The organism is Citricoccus sp. NR2 (assembly GCF_027594385.1).
Classification (GTDB): Bacteria; Actinomycetota; Actinomycetes; order Actinomycetales; family Micrococcaceae; genus CmP2.
On the sequence record NZ_CP115154.1, the window covers coordinates 3273159 to 3289203 of the forward strand.

15 protein-coding genes are annotated in these 16045 nt (G+C 65.7%); 8 read left to right on the forward strand and 7 right to left on the reverse strand.

Annotated elements, in window-relative coordinates; translation table 11 throughout:
* Window positions 1-24: 24 nt before the first annotated feature.
* Both O1A05_RS15445 and O1A05_RS15450 read right to left on the reverse strand, forming a co-directional pair.
* Window positions 25-873, reverse strand: coding sequence for a C40 family peptidase (locus O1A05_RS15445; RefSeq protein ID WP_333481991.1), 849 nt, complete (start codon window positions 871-873; stop codon window positions 25-27).
* Between the two features lie 403 nt (window positions 874-1276).
* Window positions 1277-2011, reverse strand: coding sequence for a metal-dependent transcriptional regulator (locus tag O1A05_RS15450; RefSeq protein ID WP_270106038.1), 735 nt, complete (start codon window positions 2009-2011; stop codon window positions 1277-1279).
* 298 nt (window positions 2012-2309) lie between these two features.
* Between O1A05_RS15450 and serC the strand changes: the two genes are divergently transcribed.
* Entirely contained in the window at window positions 2310-3437 is a 1128-nt protein-coding gene (gene serC, locus O1A05_RS15455; protein WP_270106039.1) for a phosphoserine transaminase, read from the forward strand.
* A gap of 86 nt (window positions 3438-3523) precedes the next feature.
* Here serC and O1A05_RS15460 read toward each other — a convergent pair whose 3' ends face one another.
* Window positions 3524-4324: a DUF3027 domain-containing protein gene (locus O1A05_RS15460; RefSeq protein ID WP_270106040.1), complete on the reverse strand. Its 801-nt coding sequence runs from the start codon at window positions 4322-4324 to the stop codon at window positions 3524-3526.
* Window positions 4317-4700 carry a cold-shock protein gene (locus tag O1A05_RS15465; protein WP_270106041.1) on the reverse strand — a complete coding sequence of 128 codons (384 nt, stop codon included), beginning with the start codon at window positions 4698-4700 and terminating at the stop codon, window positions 4317-4319. The genes O1A05_RS15460 and O1A05_RS15465 overlap by 8 nt, the downstream gene beginning before the upstream one ends.
* 204 nt (window positions 4701-4904) lie before the next feature.
* On the opposite strand from O1A05_RS15465, the gene O1A05_RS15470 reads away from it, so the two are divergent.
* The 7 genes from O1A05_RS15470 to O1A05_RS15500 all read left to right on the forward strand — a co-directional run bounded on the left by O1A05_RS15470 (window position 4905) and on the right by O1A05_RS15500 (window position 13169).
* Window positions 4905-5192, forward strand: coding sequence for a hypothetical protein (locus O1A05_RS15470; protein ID WP_270106042.1), 288 nt, complete (start codon window positions 4905-4907; stop codon window positions 5190-5192).
* Window positions 5193-5244: 52 nt separating this feature from the next.
* Window positions 5245-7596 carry a helicase-associated domain-containing protein gene (locus O1A05_RS15475; protein WP_270106043.1) on the forward strand — a complete coding sequence of 784 codons (2352 nt, stop codon included), beginning with the start codon at window positions 5245-5247 and terminating at the stop codon, window positions 7594-7596.
* Window positions 7593-9272, forward strand: coding sequence for a DNA repair helicase XPB (locus O1A05_RS15480; RefSeq protein WP_270106044.1), 1680 nt, complete (start codon window positions 7593-7595; stop codon window positions 9270-9272). The genes O1A05_RS15475 and O1A05_RS15480 overlap by 4 nt, the downstream gene beginning before the upstream one ends.
* A 77-nt stretch (window positions 9273-9349) precedes the next feature.
* Window positions 9350-10057 (forward strand): response regulator transcription factor, encoded by a 708-nt coding sequence (locus O1A05_RS15485; protein WP_270106045.1) that lies wholly within the window; start codon window positions 9350-9352, stop codon window positions 10055-10057.
* A gap of 54 nt (window positions 10058-10111) precedes the next feature.
* Complete coding sequence (locus tag O1A05_RS15490) at window positions 10112-11701, forward strand: sensor histidine kinase (protein WP_270107622.1); 1590 nt, start codon at window positions 10112-10114, stop codon at window positions 11699-11701.
* A 115-nt stretch (window positions 11702-11816) separates the two neighbouring features.
* The gene (locus O1A05_RS15495; protein ID WP_270106046.1) at window positions 11817-12107 is read left to right on the forward strand and encodes a WXG100 family type VII secretion target; all 291 of its coding nucleotides are present in this window, start codon (window positions 11817-11819) and stop codon (window positions 12105-12107) included.
* A gap of 87 nt (window positions 12108-12194) precedes the next feature.
* On the forward strand, window positions 12195-13169 hold the full coding sequence (locus tag O1A05_RS15500; protein ID WP_270106047.1) for a DUF4031 domain-containing protein: 975 nt from the start codon (window positions 12195-12197) through the stop codon (window positions 13167-13169).
* A 96-nt stretch (window positions 13170-13265) separates the two neighbouring features.
* Here O1A05_RS15500 and groL read toward each other — a convergent pair whose 3' ends face one another.
* The 3 genes from groL to O1A05_RS15515 all read right to left on the reverse strand — a co-directional run bounded on the left by groL (window position 13266) and on the right by O1A05_RS15515 (window position 16029).
* Window positions 13266-14900 (reverse strand): chaperonin GroEL, encoded by a 1635-nt coding sequence (groL, locus tag O1A05_RS15505; RefSeq protein ID WP_270106048.1) that lies wholly within the window; start codon window positions 14898-14900, stop codon window positions 13266-13268.
* A 200-nt stretch (window positions 14901-15100) separates the two neighbouring features.
* Window positions 15101-15775, reverse strand: coding sequence for a LytR C-terminal domain-containing protein (locus tag O1A05_RS15510; protein ID WP_270106049.1), 675 nt, complete (start codon window positions 15773-15775; stop codon window positions 15101-15103).
* A complete protein-coding gene (locus tag O1A05_RS15515) occupies window positions 15772-16029 on the reverse strand; it encodes a DUF3263 domain-containing protein (RefSeq protein ID WP_270106050.1) in 258 nt (85 codons plus the stop codon). Before O1A05_RS15515 ends, O1A05_RS15510 begins: the two co-directional genes overlap by 4 nt.
* Window positions 16030-16045: the final 16 nt, after the last annotated feature.

The window sequence follows — 16045 nt, forward strand, 5'->3', positions numbered from 1 at the left end:
TCCGGGGTATTGGCTGTGGTCCGATCAGCCAACGTAGGTGTAGTAACCCATCAGCGGGTTGCGGCTCACGGAGTGCAGGAAGGTGCCCACGGAGGGGTTCTGCGCGCCGATCATCTGACCGTTGCCCACGTAGATGCCTACGTGGCTGCCGCCGTTCTGGTAGACCAGGTCGCCGGGCTTCGGGGTCGAGGTGCGCACGAACTGGCCGGAGTTGCGGATCGCGGAAGTCTGCGAAGGAATGGTGATGCCGGCCTGGGCATAGGCCCACGCGGTGAAGCCGGAGCAGTCCCAGCCGCCGGGGCCCTTGCCGCCAAAAACGTAAGGCTGACCGATACCCGAGTAAGCGGCCGACACCACGGCGCCCATGCTGCCGGAGGCCGAGGAGGCCGGAGCTTCCTGCTCGACGGTCTCTTCGGCTTCATGAGTGGAAGTCTGAACGCTTTCCTGCGACTGCTGAGTCGAAGAAGCGGAAGAATCGGTGGAGGTGGTGGACTGCTGACCCACGTTTGCGTTAGTGACCGGGGTCAGGTCCTCTTCCGGCTCCGGTTCGGGAGCGGGGGTGGAGGACACGGAGGCACGCTCGATGGTGACTTCAGCGTCGGCCTCTGCCACAGTGAGGGTGGTTGCCTTGGAGGCGCGCTCCAGGTCAACGTTGGCGGCTGGCAGAACGCTGGTGTCGCGTGCGGTCGGAACCGGCGAAGCGTTGACTGCAGGGGCGCCCAGGGTCAGCACCATGGTCGAAGCAGCAGCCACGACAGCGGTTTGGCGACCGAAGTTGCCGGCGTTGATGGTCACTGCCTTGGACATTGCGTCCAGGGTGAAGTTTGACGCAGGGGTCGCGCGGTGGCGGGCGACGGAAGCGCGCTTCGACACGATGGAAACCTCTCTCAGGTGCTTTCAGGACATAGGCCTGCCCCCGCCATGATGGTATTTGACGACTGCTTTTTCATCGTGAGCCGCGGGGGTTCAGCAAGCTCTTGATGTGTGACCCGGAGATCTCTCCTGCCTGGGCACCGCTTCAGCGTATATCAAACCGATACCGAATGTCACGCTGAGATAACGGCATGGTGGAAAAATGTCACGCCAGATCCTCAACTTCCGCGGAATTTCGCCAATTTTCGACAGTGATCTTCTGTGATCTTTGCTGTGATTTTCGTGTCCTACGGCGTGTTGCCGTGATCCATATTCCTCTTTAACAACACCGGCGCCGCATTGTGCGGCGCCGGTGCTGGGAGGATCCGGAGAAGCGAGTCTGGTAATTTCTCCTGAGTTGAGATCAGGAACGGACCACCCGAATGTGGTGTGCGGTCTCTTCGGAGATCTCCAGACCTTCATCGGAGAAGTCTTCGCGAGAATCATCCAGCGCCACGGCAGGGCCCGGCTCGATGGTGCGCACCGCAACGTAACCGTCGGAGGGGCTTGCTTTGATGACCGCGCCGGGGCGGATGCCTGCGGCAGCCAGCTGGGCCAGCAGCTCGGGATCAGTCTGGATGGCTTCGGTGAGCAACAGAATGCGGAACGTGCCCGGAGTCGTCAGGGCCACAGTCAGGTGCTCCCCCTCATACCGAGTGGGGCCTTCTGCCGTGTCCGGACCGCCGATTTCGCCCAGACCCGGAATGGGGTTGCCGAAGGGCGAGTACACCGGCTGGTTCAGCAGATCGACGAGACGACGCTCGACTTGATCGCTCATCACGTGCTCCCAGCGGCAGGCCTCTTCGTGCACGTAGGGCCAGTCCAGACCAATGACGTCGGAGAGCAGACGCTCGGCAAGACGGTGTTTGCGCATCACCTTGGACGCGGTGTCCAGCCCGGTGTCGGTCAGCTCAAGATGTCGATCGCCAGCCACCTTGACCAGTCCGTCACGCTCCATGCGCGCAATCGTCTGAGACACGGTGGGCCCGGAATGATCCAGCCGCTCCGCGATCCGCGCCCGCAATGGAGTAATCCCTTCCTCCTGCAGCTCGTAGATCGTACGCAGATACATTTCGGTCGTGTCGATCAAGTCGGTCATGCTCGCCTACGCTCCTCGTCACCATGGGGAGCCGCGTGTATCGCGGCTCCCAGAACGACCGCCGTCCGACCAGCAGGGGTCGGCCAGCGGCCCATCAAGTATCGTGCATATCCTACCCACCTGGGTCAACAATGTTCATGGGTCAATCCCCCAGGTTCGCGTTCAGCGACATAAAACCGGGCATGTCATGACCGTACGCGCGCTTTCTCTCGTGACCAGAGACAATAGGAACGGCGCGGAGCCGACCCTGAGCCGACCCCGCCCGGCCGATAACGGACAAGCACTATAAGGAGTACAGGTGAGCACCTCCACCGTCACTATCCCCAACGACCTTCTGCCCCGTGACGGACGATTCGGCGCCGGCCCCTCCAAGGTCCGCCCCGAGCAGGTCGCCGCTCTCAGCGAGGCCGGTGCACAGCTGCTGGGCACCTCCCACCGTCAGGCCCCGGTGAAGAACCTGGTGGGTTCAGTGCGCGAAGGCATCACGCAGCTGTTTTCCGCACCCGAGGGCTACGAGGTCATCATGGGCGTCGGTGGCTCCACCGCATTCTGGGATGCCGCATCCTTCGGGCTGGTGCGCAATAAGGCACAGCACCTGAGCTTCGGAGAGTTCGGTTCGAAATTCGCCAAGGCCACCGACAAGGCCCCTTTCTTGGAAGCGTCCTCGATTCTGACCGCCGAGCCGGGGACTCGCCCCGAGCCTGTCGCCGAGACCGGTGTGGACGTCTACGCCTGGCCGCACAACGAGACTTCCACCGGCGTGTCTGCGCCCGTGCACCGGGTCTCCGGCGCCGATGCGGATGCCCTGGTGCTGGTGGATGCCACCTCGGGCGCCGGCGGCCTCCCCGTGGATGTGGCCGAATCCGACGTCTACTATTTCGCCCCGCAGAAGAACTTCGCCTCCGACGGCGGACTGTGGCTGGCCCTGTTCTCCCCCGCCGCGCTGGAGCGGGTCGAGGAGATCTCGGCGTCCGGTCGCTGGATCCCGGACTTCCTGGACCTGAAGACCGCCGTCGATAACTCGGTGAAGAACCAGACCTATAACACTCCGGCGCTGGCCACCCTGGTGATGCTCGATGAGCAGCTGTCCTGGATGAACTCCAACGGCGGGTTGGACTTCACCACAGCCCGCACCAAGGATTCCTCGGACCGGATCTACACCTGGGCCGAGCAGTCGAGCTTCGCCACCCCGTTCGTGACGCGTGCGGAAGACCGTTCCCAGGTGATCGTCACCGTCGACTTCGACGAGGCCGTCGACGCCGCCCAGGTCGCCTCGATTCTGCGCGTCCACGGTGTAGTCGACACGGAGCCGTACCGGAAGCTGGGACGTAACCAGCTGCGGATCGCGACCTTCGCTGCCATTGAGCCCGAGGATGTGTCCGCGCTGCTGGCGTGCATCGACCACGTGGTTGCGCAGCTCGGCTAAGTCGGGCCCGCCCTGCAGGGCATCAGACTGCAGAGGACCGAACCCTTTCCGGGTTCGGTCCTCTGCTGTGGTGCGGCGAGGTGCTGTTATTCAGCCTCGTGCTCGGCCTGCTCGGCTCGTTGAGCGGCCTTTTTCGCGGCTTTCCGCTCGGCTTTCTTCTTGGCCTTTTTGGCCTTTTTGGCGGCCTTCTTTTGGGCGGCCTTGGCTGCCTTTTTCGCGGCTTTTTCGGCGTCGTCGTCGGTATCCGACTCTGCCTCAGGGGTCACGGCGTCGTCAGCATTGCCTGCGTGAGAGTCCGACGACTTCTTCTTGGACTTGCCACCCTTGCTCTTGGACTTGTTCTTCTTCTTGCCCTTGCTGGAGGGTTCCGAAGAGTGAGACGAGTCTGAGGATTCCTGTGAGGTGCTGTCCTCGGCGTGCTCGTCGTCCTCGGTTTCACCGCGGAACTCGGCCAGCGCCTTCTCCGGGTCTCGACCTTCGGCGATGGCACGCAGGCGCACGCGCTCTTCTTCGGAGGCGCGTTCGGACCACGGCACCCACGGCGGAGAGAGCAACGCACCCTCACCGGGGAGCATGCCCAACTCGCACACGGTCAGCGTCTTGCTACGCGGGGCGCGGGCCAGGGTGCAGAACCATTCCCAGCCGCGGTAGCCGCGCACGTGGGCAACGAACCGGTGGGTGACCACTCGGTCGTCGTCGGCCACCGCACTGACGTGCTCACCGAGCTCGGCCGCGTCGACCGATTCCAGTAGCGCCTCGCGGGCGGTCTCCACCGCGGCGGCCAGCGTCTGGTCAAGCTTGGGCCGACGACGGCCGGATCGCACCGGACCCAGGGTCAGGCTCTCCTCGGGGGGAGCAGCGTCAAGGGTCTCTGCGGGCTCAGGCATCGAGATCGTCCGCCACCTTCCGCAGCACCTGGGCGAGCTTCTCTGACTGCGAGCGTGACGGGTAGGACCCCTTACGCAGCGAGGTGGAGGCGGTGTCCAGCCAGCGGATCAGGTCATCCATGATGGTGGCCATATCCTGCGGCTTCGGGCGCTGATTGCGCACCACGGAGGTGCCGCGGTCGATCACGGTGGCGGACAGGGCCTGCAGGCCGCGACGGCCTTCGGCGATTCCGAATTCCATGCGGGTGCCGGCGCGCAGCTCGGTCACCCCGCTGGGCAGGGCCGAAGAAGGCAGGTGAACTTCCTGACCATCATCGCTCTGCAGAAATCCGAAACCCTTCTTCGAATCGTAAAACTTCACTTTGCCGGTGGGCATCTTCTTCGTTTCCTCTTGCGTACATTGTCGTGACACGGGCTCCACCCTCGACGCGGACTAGCCGATGCGGCTCTAGTGGCTAACACGCTGCGTCGCGTCGCAGTGGCCGCTACCGGAGACGGAATCGTCGTCACGCCCGACAGCGGGAGAGTCTATAGTTCAGACAAGGATACCCCCTGGCACGCTTCGGCGTAGACTGAGCACATGAGCACACCGACCGCGCCACGCCACACCACCACCCCCTCGGCCCCGCTGATGTCGGCACCCAGCGTCGCTCCGGTGCCGTTCGGATTGCAGGTGCTGCTCTGGGTCGGCGTCGTCATGACCCTGGCATCGTTTGTCGCCACGGTGGCACTGCTGGTGGTCTATTTTGTGGGCACCGCGCAGCTGCCCGCGCTGTTCTGGTTGGCGCTGTTCGCGTTCCCGATCGGCTTCACGTTGATTCTGCTCTACCTAGTGATCGCGGCCCTGCGGCGCCGTCGGCAGGCGTGAGTCGAATCTCGACACGCCCCCTCGCCACGATGAACGCGGCCGCGGATTCGTGATGACCACGCTGCTTCAGCATCTGAGTGACTGCAGCGACGATGAGCTGCGTCTCCTGTTCCGGCTCCGCCCCGACCTTTGCATTCCCGGGGTCGCTGACTTCTCTGCTTTGGCAACTCGCGCCTCCACCCAGATGTCGGTGTTGCGCGCTCTGGAGCGACTGAACGAACCGCAGTTACAGGCGCTCTCTACCGCGGTGATACACGGGCAGGACTCTGTTAGCCTCGCCGAGCTGGGTGCCCTGCTGGCCCCGGATGCGGCTGAGCACGAGGACGAATTAGCCGCCACGGTGGCTGAGTTAGTCGAGCGGGTGCTGCTGCTGCCAGCAGAGGACGAGCGGTGGAACGTGCCCGGCCCGGTGCGCCGCGCCCTGGGCACCTATCCGGCGGAGCTGGGTCGCCCCGCGGCGGTGCTGGGATCCGACCATTCGGCGCGCAGCCGGGAGGAGATTCGGCGGCGGATCGCAGAACACCCGTCGGTGACCCAGGAGGACGACGCCGCCAGGGTGCAGCGCGGTCTCGAGTTACTCGCTCACTCCCCCGTGGCCCGGGTGCCGGATCCGGCCGGTGCGGTACTGACGGTGTTGCTGGACACCGGGATCCTGGTGCGGGTCACGGAGGACACCGCCGAGCTGCCACGAGAGACCGGGCTGGCGTTGCGTGGCGGCACCCTGTTTCCCGCGTTTTCGATCGCCCCGCCCACTTCCGGAGCGGCCCGGGTGCTTCCGATGCTGGTCAACAACGCGGCGGCTGCTGCGATCTCGGACCTCCTGCGGGGGATGACTCACCTGGTGCGCGCGGCGAGTTCGGCCCGTGGGGTGCCCACGCTGCGCTCCGGCGGGGTCGGGGTGCGCGAGGTGCAGCAGTTGGCGCGCCGTCTCGACGCCGACGTCGAGGACACCACCTGGCTGCTGGAACTGGCCGCTGCAGCAGATGTCATTGCCCTGAATCCTGACACCTCCCGCTGGGAATCCCGCTACACCACGGCACTGTGGGGCCGGTTGCCGCGCCACCGGCAGTGGCGCCTGCTGGCGGCCGGATGGCTGAGCAGTCAGCGCGCCCCCTTCACGGCCCCGCTGGCCGCTCCGGCACAACGGCGATCTTCCTCTGCGTCAGGTCCTACTCCGGGTCGGGCACTCGCCCCGGACCGGGCACGCGCCGACGCCCCACGGCTGCGCCAAGGACTGCTCGACGCCGCCGCCGACCTCGACGCCCGGCATCCCGGCACCGCCGTCGTCAACGAGCTGGAAACGTTCCGCCGCTGGCGACACCCCCGCTCGGCCACTCGCACCCAGGCTTTTACGACCCCGCTGGCGGGGGAAGCCGAACGGCTGGGGCTCTTCGGAGCGCAGGCCCTCACCGCCCCGGGCCGGGCGCTGGCCGAGCAGGGTCTCGAGGGGCTCGACGCCGCCGCAGATGCCGTGGCTGAACTGTTGCCCGCCCCGATCCGCACCCTGCGCCTGCAGGCCGACCTCACGGCGGTCGCCCCAGGATTCCTTGACCCCGAGCTGGCGGCACATCTTGAGCGCTTCGCCGATGACGAGGGCGACGGCACCGCCGCGGTATTCCGGTTCTCCGCCGAGAGTGTGCGCCGCGGACTCGATGATGGGCTCACTGCCGAGGCGATGCTGGAACTGCTCGCCGCGCACTCCTCCGATGCCCTGCCGCAGACCTTGCGCTACCTGATCGACGACACGGCGCGCCGGCACCTGGCTCTGGCCGTTCACCGCGCCGGCGCAGTGCTGACGGTGGAGGAGCCGGCCACGCTGACCACCCTGCTGGCGATGCCCGAACTGGCTCCGGCCGGACTGCAGCGGCTCAGTGACACCATAGCCCTGAGCCGGCTCGACGACGCCGAACTGCACGCCCTGCTCGCCGAAACCGGACACCGGGCCGCCCGCCGCGGGCACCATACCGAGAACTCCCGATCCCCGCTGATCCCCGGGCCGGGCGGCGCCGCTGTCCCGACCGGTCGTGTGACGCCTGCTTCCGGTCTCGCCGTCACGGTGGCCTCCCAACAGCTCACCGAGGACGACATCGAGGCCCAGATCCGACACCTGCGCACAGCCCCCACCCGACCGACCCCGACGGGTGAGGGCCCCGAGGAACTCATCGCCGGGCTCACCGAGGCCGCCGCACACCGGCGCGAACTCTCCGTGACCACCGCCAACCACCAGGGTGCTCACGTCACCCGGCGCCTGTTGCCCACCGCCGTCGGCGATGGCCGGCTGCGCGGCCGCGACCTGCAACGCGATACGGACGTCATCGTCCCGCTGCACCGCGTGGTCTCCGCCGTCCCCGTTCATCCAGCGCAACCCACCGAATCCACCGTGCCTGCTGAGGAGCATTCGTGACCGAGTCCACCGGCGCCCTGATCGTCCAGTCCGACAAGACCGTGCTGCTCGAGGTCGACCACCCCGCCGCGACCGAGGCGCGCGGTGAGCTCGCCAGCTTCGCGGAACTGGAGCGCGCCCCGGAACACGTACACACCTACCGGATTACCGACCTGGGGCTGTGGAACGCCCGCGCCGCCGGGGTCGACGCCGAGCAGGTGCTGGACGTGCTGCTGCGCCACTCCCGCTACCCGGTGCCGCACTCCCTGCTGATGGATATTGCCGATGTGATGTCTCGGTACGGCCGGCTGCGGCTCGAACGCGACGAACAGCACGGCCTCGTCATGCGCACCACCGACTACCCGGTGCTCGAGGAAGTGCTGCACGCGAAGAAGACCGCCGAGCTGTTCGGTCCGCGCATCGACGCCACCACTGTGGTGGTCCACTCTGCGGCCCGCGGCCAGCTGAAACAAGCGCTCATCAAAATCGGGTGGCCCGCCGAAGACCTCGCCGGCTACGTCGATGGCACCCCGCATCCCATAGCCCTGACCGACGGCAAGGACGACCCCGACGCCGACCCAGACTCCAGCTGGGAGTTGCGCCCCTACCAGCAGCTCGCCGTCGAGAACTTCTGGGCAGGCGGCTCGGGCGTCGTCGTGCTGCCCTGCGGCGCCGGCAAAACCCTGGTCGGGGCCGCCACCATGGCCACCTCCTCGACCACCACGCTGATCCTGGTCACCAACACCGTCTCGGCACGCCAGTGGAAAGCGGAACTTCTCGCACGCACCACCCTCACCGAATCCGACATCGGTGAATATTCGGGCTCCGTTAAAGAGGTCCGCCCCGTCACCATCGCCACCTACCAGGTACTCACCACCAAACGCGGCGGTATCTACCCGCATCTTGAACTGGTCGACGGCAACGACTGGGGGCTGATCATCTACGACGAGGTCCACCTGCTCCCGGCCCCGATCTTCCGGATGACCGCGGACCTGCAAGCTCGACGCCGCCTCGGACTCACAGCAACGCTGGTTCGCGAGGACGGGCGCGAGGCCGAGGTGTTTTCCCTCATCGGCCCCAAACGCTACGACGCCCCGTGGAAGGACATTGAGGCCCAGGGGTACATCGCCCCGGCCGTGTGCACCGAGGTGCGGGTGGACCTGCCCCACGACGAGCGCGTCACCTACGCCATGGCCGAGGACGCCGATAAATACCGCCTCGGCGCCACCTCCGAGGTGAAACTGCCGCTGGTGAAAGCCCTGGCCCGCCGCCACGCCGGAGAACAGCTGCTGGTGATCGGGCAGTACCTGGACCAGCTACGCGAAATATCCGAGCTGCTCGGGGCTCCGCTGATCACCGGCGACACGTCGGTGAAGGTCCGCCAGCAGCACTTCGATGCCTTCCGAAACGGCGACGAACAGGTGCTGGTGGTGTCCAAGGTTGCCAACTTCTCCCTGGATCTGCCCGAGGCCACCGTCGCTATCCAGGTGTCCGGTGCTTACGGTTCCCGGCAGGAAGAGGCCCAGCGGTTAGGTCGACTGCTGCGCCCCAAGCAGGACGGCCGCTCGGCGCATTTCTATACCATCGTCACCCGCGACACTCTCGACCAGGACTACGCCGCCAAACGTCAGCGCTTCCTCGCCGAGCAGGGCTACGCCTACACGATCATCGACGCCGAGGACGTCACCGCCAGCTGATCGCGTTCAGCTGAAGTCACAGCTTCGGCCAGCCAGCATCTAGCCAATGCACAGCTTTCACCGTCACACTTAACGACATGAACTCAGAGAATCCTGAAGCAAAGCTGCTCGTCGTCGACGACGAACCCAATATCCGCGAGCTGCTCTCCACCTCCCTGCGCTTCGCCGGGTTCGAGGTGGTCGCCGCTGCCAACGGTCGGGAGGCCCTGGCGGCCGCAGAACAGGAACAGCCCGATCTCGCCGTGCTCGACGTGATGCTGCCCGATATGGACGGCTTCACCGTCACCCGCAAACTCCGCGCCGCTGGCAAACATTTCCCGGTGCTCTTCCTCACCGCCCGCGATGACACCGAAGACAAGGTCACCGGCCTCACCGTGGGCGGCGACGACTACGTGACCAAGCCCTTCTCCCTCGACGAAGTCGTGGCCCGCATCCGCGCGGTGCTGCGCCGCACCGCTTCACTGGAGGACGACGAGGCCGTCCTGCGCGTAGATGATCTGGAGCTCGACGACGACGCCCACGAGGTCCGCCGTGCCGGGGAGATCATCGACCTCTCCCCCACCGAATTCAAGCTGCTGCGCTACCTGATGATGAACCCGAACCGGGTGCTGTCGAAGTCGCAGATCCTCGACCACGTCTGGGAGTACGACTTCAATGGGGACGCCTCCATCGTGGAGTCCTACATCTCCTACCTGCGGCGCAAGATTGACCGCAAGGACCTGCCGAACATGATTCAGACCAAGCGTGGCGTGGGTTACCTGCTACGGTCGGCGGACAAACGCTAAGTCTTGGCGTCCCCCACCAAGCAGATTCCGGCGCGCCCGAGCCGACCGCCTCGGGTGCGCCGTGGTTTTGCGCCCTTCCGCTGGATCTCCAGCACCTGGCGCGCCGCCTCCCTGCGTTCCCAGCTCGTGGTGATCACCTCGGTGCTGATGATGGCCACCGTGTTCATCACGGCCCTGCTCACCAGCTCCCTGTACCGCCAGGAGCTGATGCGCCAGATCGACGAGGACATCCACGCCAACGCCGGAGCGGTCTCCACCTTCCTGATTACCCTGGGCAGCTCCAGTGAGCTCGACAGCGACTCGGTGCAGCAATCCATCGTCCGGTTCTACGCCGAGGCGTGGGACAACGACGGCAACGTCACCGTCGCCATCCGCACCCGGGCCGACTCCCCCGATATCCCGCCGCTCACCGAGGAAGAAGTCAACGCCCACGGCACCGAGGCCTACAACGTGCCCGGCACCGCCGATGACTCCCGCGGCTGGCGCGTCCAGCTCTACCGCCTCGAATCCGGAGCCGGCTCCATTGCCATCGCCCTACCCTTGGACACCGTCTACGAATCCGCCGACCGGGTCACCACCCTGGTGGTCACCATCGGCCTGCTCGCCACCCTCGGTGCTTCTCTCATCGCCTACACGGTGGTGACCCGCGCCTTCGGACCCTTCAACCGAATGGAACGTACCGCGGCGGCCATTGCGGCCGGGGACCTCTCCCAGCGCATCACCAACGGCCCACCCGACACCGAAGTGGGCCGACTCTCGCGCTCCCTGAACGCCATGCTCGCCCGCATCGAGACCGCATTCCGGGCCAAAGAAGTTTCCGAAGACAAGATGCGCCGGTTCATCCAGGACGCCTCCCACGAGCTACGCACCCCGCTGGTCACCATCCGCGGCTACTCCGAGCTCTACCGTCACGGCGGCATCGTCAAGCCCGACGACGTCGCCACCGCCATGAGCCGCATCGAGTCAGAATCCACCCGGATGACCCACCTGGTCGAGGACCTTCTCACCCTGGCCCGCTTGGATGAGCAGCGCCCCCTGGACCTGGTGCCGTTGGATCTGCTCATGCTGGCCACCGACGCCGTCGTCGACACCCGGGTCAACGCCCCGGACCGTACCGTGTCCCTGGTGGGAATCGATTCTGATCTGCCCGCGTCCGCTCCCACCATCGGCGACGAACACAAGCTGCGCCAGGTCATCGTCAACCTGGTCACCAACGCGCTGCGCTACACCCCGGAGGGCACCCCGCTGGAGATCGCAGTGGGCACCGTGGACGTGCTCTCGGGACTCGACGACGACGGCTCCGCCGGCGCATTGGGCTCGGATCGCGGGGTGGCACGCGATGCCGTCATCGAAATCCGCGACCACGGCCCCGGCATCTCGGAAGAGGATGCGAACCGGATCTTCGAGCGCTTTTACCGCGCCGATACTTCCCGGCACCGTGAGACCGGTGGCACCGGGCTCGGCCTGGCGATTGTCGCCGCCATCATCGCGCAGCACGACGGCTCCGTGCGCCTGAGCGAAACCGAAGGCGGCGGCGCCACCATGTCGGTGCGCCTGCCCTGGCATCCCATCGAGGACGACGAGGATTCGGAGGATTCCGACGCCACCGAGGAAGACGAGAACGGCTCCTCCACAGCCTCCTGAGCCACGGGTCTTCTCCCCCACCGCAGGCTCGCGGCTCGGCCCACTCCGCACCAGACTTCTAGCGTGGTCATCAGAACGGACAGCCCGTTCCCCGACGACGACTCAGGAGACACCCATGGCACTGGTTCAGATCGACACCGACGACCTTCTCGCGAAATCCTCCGCCGTGGAGGGTTCCATTGGGAGGTTGCAATCCGAAGTGAACGCAATGGAAGCCCACCTCCGCCAGCTACAGGACACCTGGCGCGGACAGGCGTCCAATAATTTCCAGGAGGTACTCACTCAGTGGCGCGCCACCCAACTTCGGGTGGAAGAGTCGCTGACCTCCATCCGTACCGCCATGAGCCACGCCGCGGACCAGTACCTGCAGACGGAGACTGCGAACGCCTCCATGTTCCGCGGATAGTCGCCTCCGTGACCTGCGCGCACGAATATCGCCCCGTTGAAAGGTGAACGCCATGGTTCCGGCCTGCATCCTCGGTAGGCTGGGACCATGGCAGTTCTCATCGATCCAGCTCGGTGGCCGGCACATGGCACCGTCTTCTCCCATCTGGTCTCAGATGAATCGCTGGATGAGCTGCACCGATTCGCCCGCGCCAATGACGTCGCCCCGCGCGCCTTCGACGGCGACCACTACGACGTGCCCGTGGAAATGTACGGGGATCTCGTCGCTGCCGGCGCCGTGGAGGTCTCCGGCAGCGAGCTGGTTCGCCGCCTCGTCGCCTCGGGGCTGCGCATCCCCGCCGCACAGCGCCCCAGCAAGCTGCAGAAAATCCTGCACCAGCGCTTCGACCGGCTCTTCCCCGGTACCTCAGAGCTGGACCGGGATCCGATCGCCACAGGTCTGATCGAGCGCTGGCGCGAACCTCACCGGCACTACCATGACCTCTCGCACCTGCTCTCGGTACTCAAAGCGTTGGATCTGTTGGAGCGACAAGGCGAATCCTTTGGCCCCTACCCGCGGGCCGTTAAATTGGCGGCGTGGTTTCACGATGCAATCTACCTGGGAAGTCCGGCCCGCCCCCCGGGGCAGGATGAAGAAGACTCCGCCCGGCTGGCCGAGCGCACCCTGCCCGAGCTGGGGCTGCCGGCCTCAGAGATCATCGAAACGGCCCGGCTGGTGCGGCTGACCTTTACCCACGATCCCCACGAGGACGATCCCGGCGGCCAGGTGCTCTGTGATGCCGACTTGGAGGTGCTGGGACGCAATCCGGGCGCCTACGGCCGCTACCGTGACGCCGTCCGGCAGGATTTCGCCCATATCCCCGACGAGCAGTTCTTCGCCGGTCGGGAGAAAGTGCTGCGGTCATTGCTGGCGCAGAACCCGATCTTCAACACCCGCACCGCGATCAAACGCTGGGAACGACAGGCGCGCAAGAATCTCATCGCCGAGCTCTACCCCTCGGGCAAGGCCCGCAAGAAATCCGACGAGACACCAGAACAGCCCGACGAGACTCAGCAAGAGTAGCGAACCACAAAACGACGGTGGCCCGCACTCCGTTCAGGAGTGCGGGCCACCGTCGGTGATCCTCGGGTCAGCGAGGCGTCATCCGTGATCAGCTGATCACATCATGCCGCCCATGCCACCCATCGGGTCCATGCCTTCGCCGCCGCCGGCCGGAGCCTTCTCGGGCTTGTCTGCGACGACAGCTTCGGTGGTCAGGAACAGACCGGCAATGGAGGCCGCGTTCTGCAGTGCAGAGCGGGTCACCTTCACCGGATCGTTCACGCCAGCCTTCAGCAGGTTCTCGTACTCGCCGGTGGCGGCGTTCAGGCCTTCACCGTCGGCGAGGGACTGCACGCGGTCTACCACGACGCCGGGCTCGAGGCCAGCGTTCAGGGCGATCTGCTTCAGCGGAGCCTCCACAGCGACCTTGACGATGTTGGCGCCGGTGGCCTCATCGCCTTCCAGGTTCAGACCGGCCAGCACCTTGGCGCCAGCCTGGATCAGGGCCACGCCACCGCCGGCGACGATGCCCTCTTCCACGGCAGCCTTGGCGTTGCGCACGGCGTCTTCGATGCGGTGCTTGCGCTCCTTGAGCTCCACCTCGGTGGCAGCACCGGCCTTGATGACAGCCACGCCGCCGGCCAGCTTCGCCAGACGCTCCTGGAGCTTCTCGCGGTCGTAGTCGGAGTCGGTGTTCTCGATCTCAGCGCGGATCTGGGCTACGCGGCCGGAGATCTGGTCGGCGTCGCCGGCGCCCTCAACGATGGTGGTCTCGTCCTTGGTCACCACAACCTTGCGGGCGGTGCCGAGCACGGAGATATCAGCGTTGTCCAGGGACAGGCCGACCTCTTCGGAGATGACCTGGCCACCGGTGAGGATGGCGATGTCGGCCAGCATGGCCTTGCGGCGGTCACCGAAGCCGGGAGCCTTGACGGCCACGGACTTGAAGGTGCCGCGAATCTTGTTGACCACCAGGGTGGCCAGGGCCTCACCCTCGACGTCCTCAGCGATGATCAGCAGCGGCTTGCCGGACTGCATGACCTTCTCCAGCAAGGACACCATGTCCTTGACGTTGGAGATCTTCGAGTTGACGATCAGGATGTAGGGGTCCTCCAGGACAGCTTCCTGGCGGTCGGCGTCGGAGACGAAGTAACCGGAGATGTAGCCCTTATCGAAGCGCATACCCTCGGTCAGTTCGAGGTCCAGCCCGAAGGTGTTGGACTCCTCGACGGTGATGACGCCTTCCTTGCCCACCTTGTCCAGGGCCTCGGCGATGAGCTCGCCGATCTGGGTGTCAGCGGCGGAGATGGACGCGGTCGCGGCGATCTGCTCCTTGGTCTCGATCTCCACAGCGGAATCGAGCAGCTGGGCGGTCACAGCTTCGACAGCCTTGTCGATACCGCGACGGAGGGCGATCGGGTCGGCACCGGCGGCCACGTTGCGCAGGCCTTCCTTGACCAGGGCCTGAGCCAGCACGGTCGCGGTGGTGGTGCCGTCGCCTGCGACGTCGTCCGTCTTCTTGGCGACTTCCTTGACCAGCTCGGCGCCGATCTTCTCGTAGGGATCCTCGAGCTCGATCTCCTTGGCGATGGACACGCCATCGTTGGTGATGGTGGGGGCGCCCCACTTCTTCTCGAGAACGACGTTACGGCCGCGGGGGCCCAAGGTCACCTTCACGGCGTCGGCAAGGGTGTTGAGCCCCTTCTCCAGGCCGCGGCGAGCCTCTTCATCAAATGCAATGGTCTTAGCCATTTGTCGCAGTCCTTTCTGGACGGGTCTTGATGTAGGTACCTCGGCCCGAGTTAGCGCCCGCGACGGCTGGTCGACGCACTGGTAATCGACCCAACTAACTCGAGAAAGCTCTGGCAGTCAGAGCCCGAGAGTGCTAACCCCATTTTTAGCACTCACCCCTGGCGAGTGCAAGTGCTTGAGGCCGGAACGAACTACGGCGGTCAGCCGGCGAAGTCGTCGGCGAGGACCACGGCGATGGCATCCATGCTGGGCACGTGGACGGCGGTGATGCCAAGCTCGTCGGCGATGGCCTGAGCGGTGGCTTCGTCGTCAGCGTAATACACGACCGATGAGGACACGGCGGAGCCCTGCCAGTTCGCGGTGATCGGCACGTTGAAGCCCGCACTGGTCAGCTGTTGGGTTGCTTGTCCGGCCAGCCCCGGAGTCATGGTCGCGTTGTAGACCTCGATGCCCTGGCTGTAATCGACGTTGGCGGCACCGGTCGGGTCCGGCTCCTCTCCGCCTTCAAGGTCGTCGCCCGCTCCCGTTTCGCCACCGGTCGGGTCGGTCTCGTCGCCCCCGGTAGCGTCCTCGTCAGTGGTCTCAGCTTCACCAGCCCCGGCATCGGTCTCAGCGTCGGCGTCCGTGCCGGAGGGATCGGCGGGGGCTTCGGTGGTCTGCTCATCCGTGGGTGCGGAGGCTCCGAACCAGTCGTTGCGCAGCTGGGGCAACAGGAGGAAAGCGACGATGCCCACGACCAGCGCCAACGCGGCGGCGATGATCAGCACATTGAGCCCGGTGTTGGACTCGGGCTTGGCGACGGCGGCGCGGTGAGCACCGACCTGGTCGGTGTATTCCGGGACGTCATCGTAGTGGTCCTGCGGATACTTGGTCATGAGCTCCCCTGCTCTGGACTGCCGTGGGCACGAAATCGGGTCGATCTGAGTCTACGCAATCGTCGCACTACCAGAGGTTTATAGGCCAGGGCGCGTTCGTCGTCGAGTAATCGGGCGAGAATCTGATAGTACGTCGTCGCCGAGAGCCCGAACGTATCGCGGATGGCCTGGTCTTTCGCTCCCTGGTAGGTGAAACGCTGTTCCTCGAAGGCGAGGATGTTCCGGTCCCGCTCAGAGAGCTCAGAGCCGGGCATGGATCGCTCCTCGTTG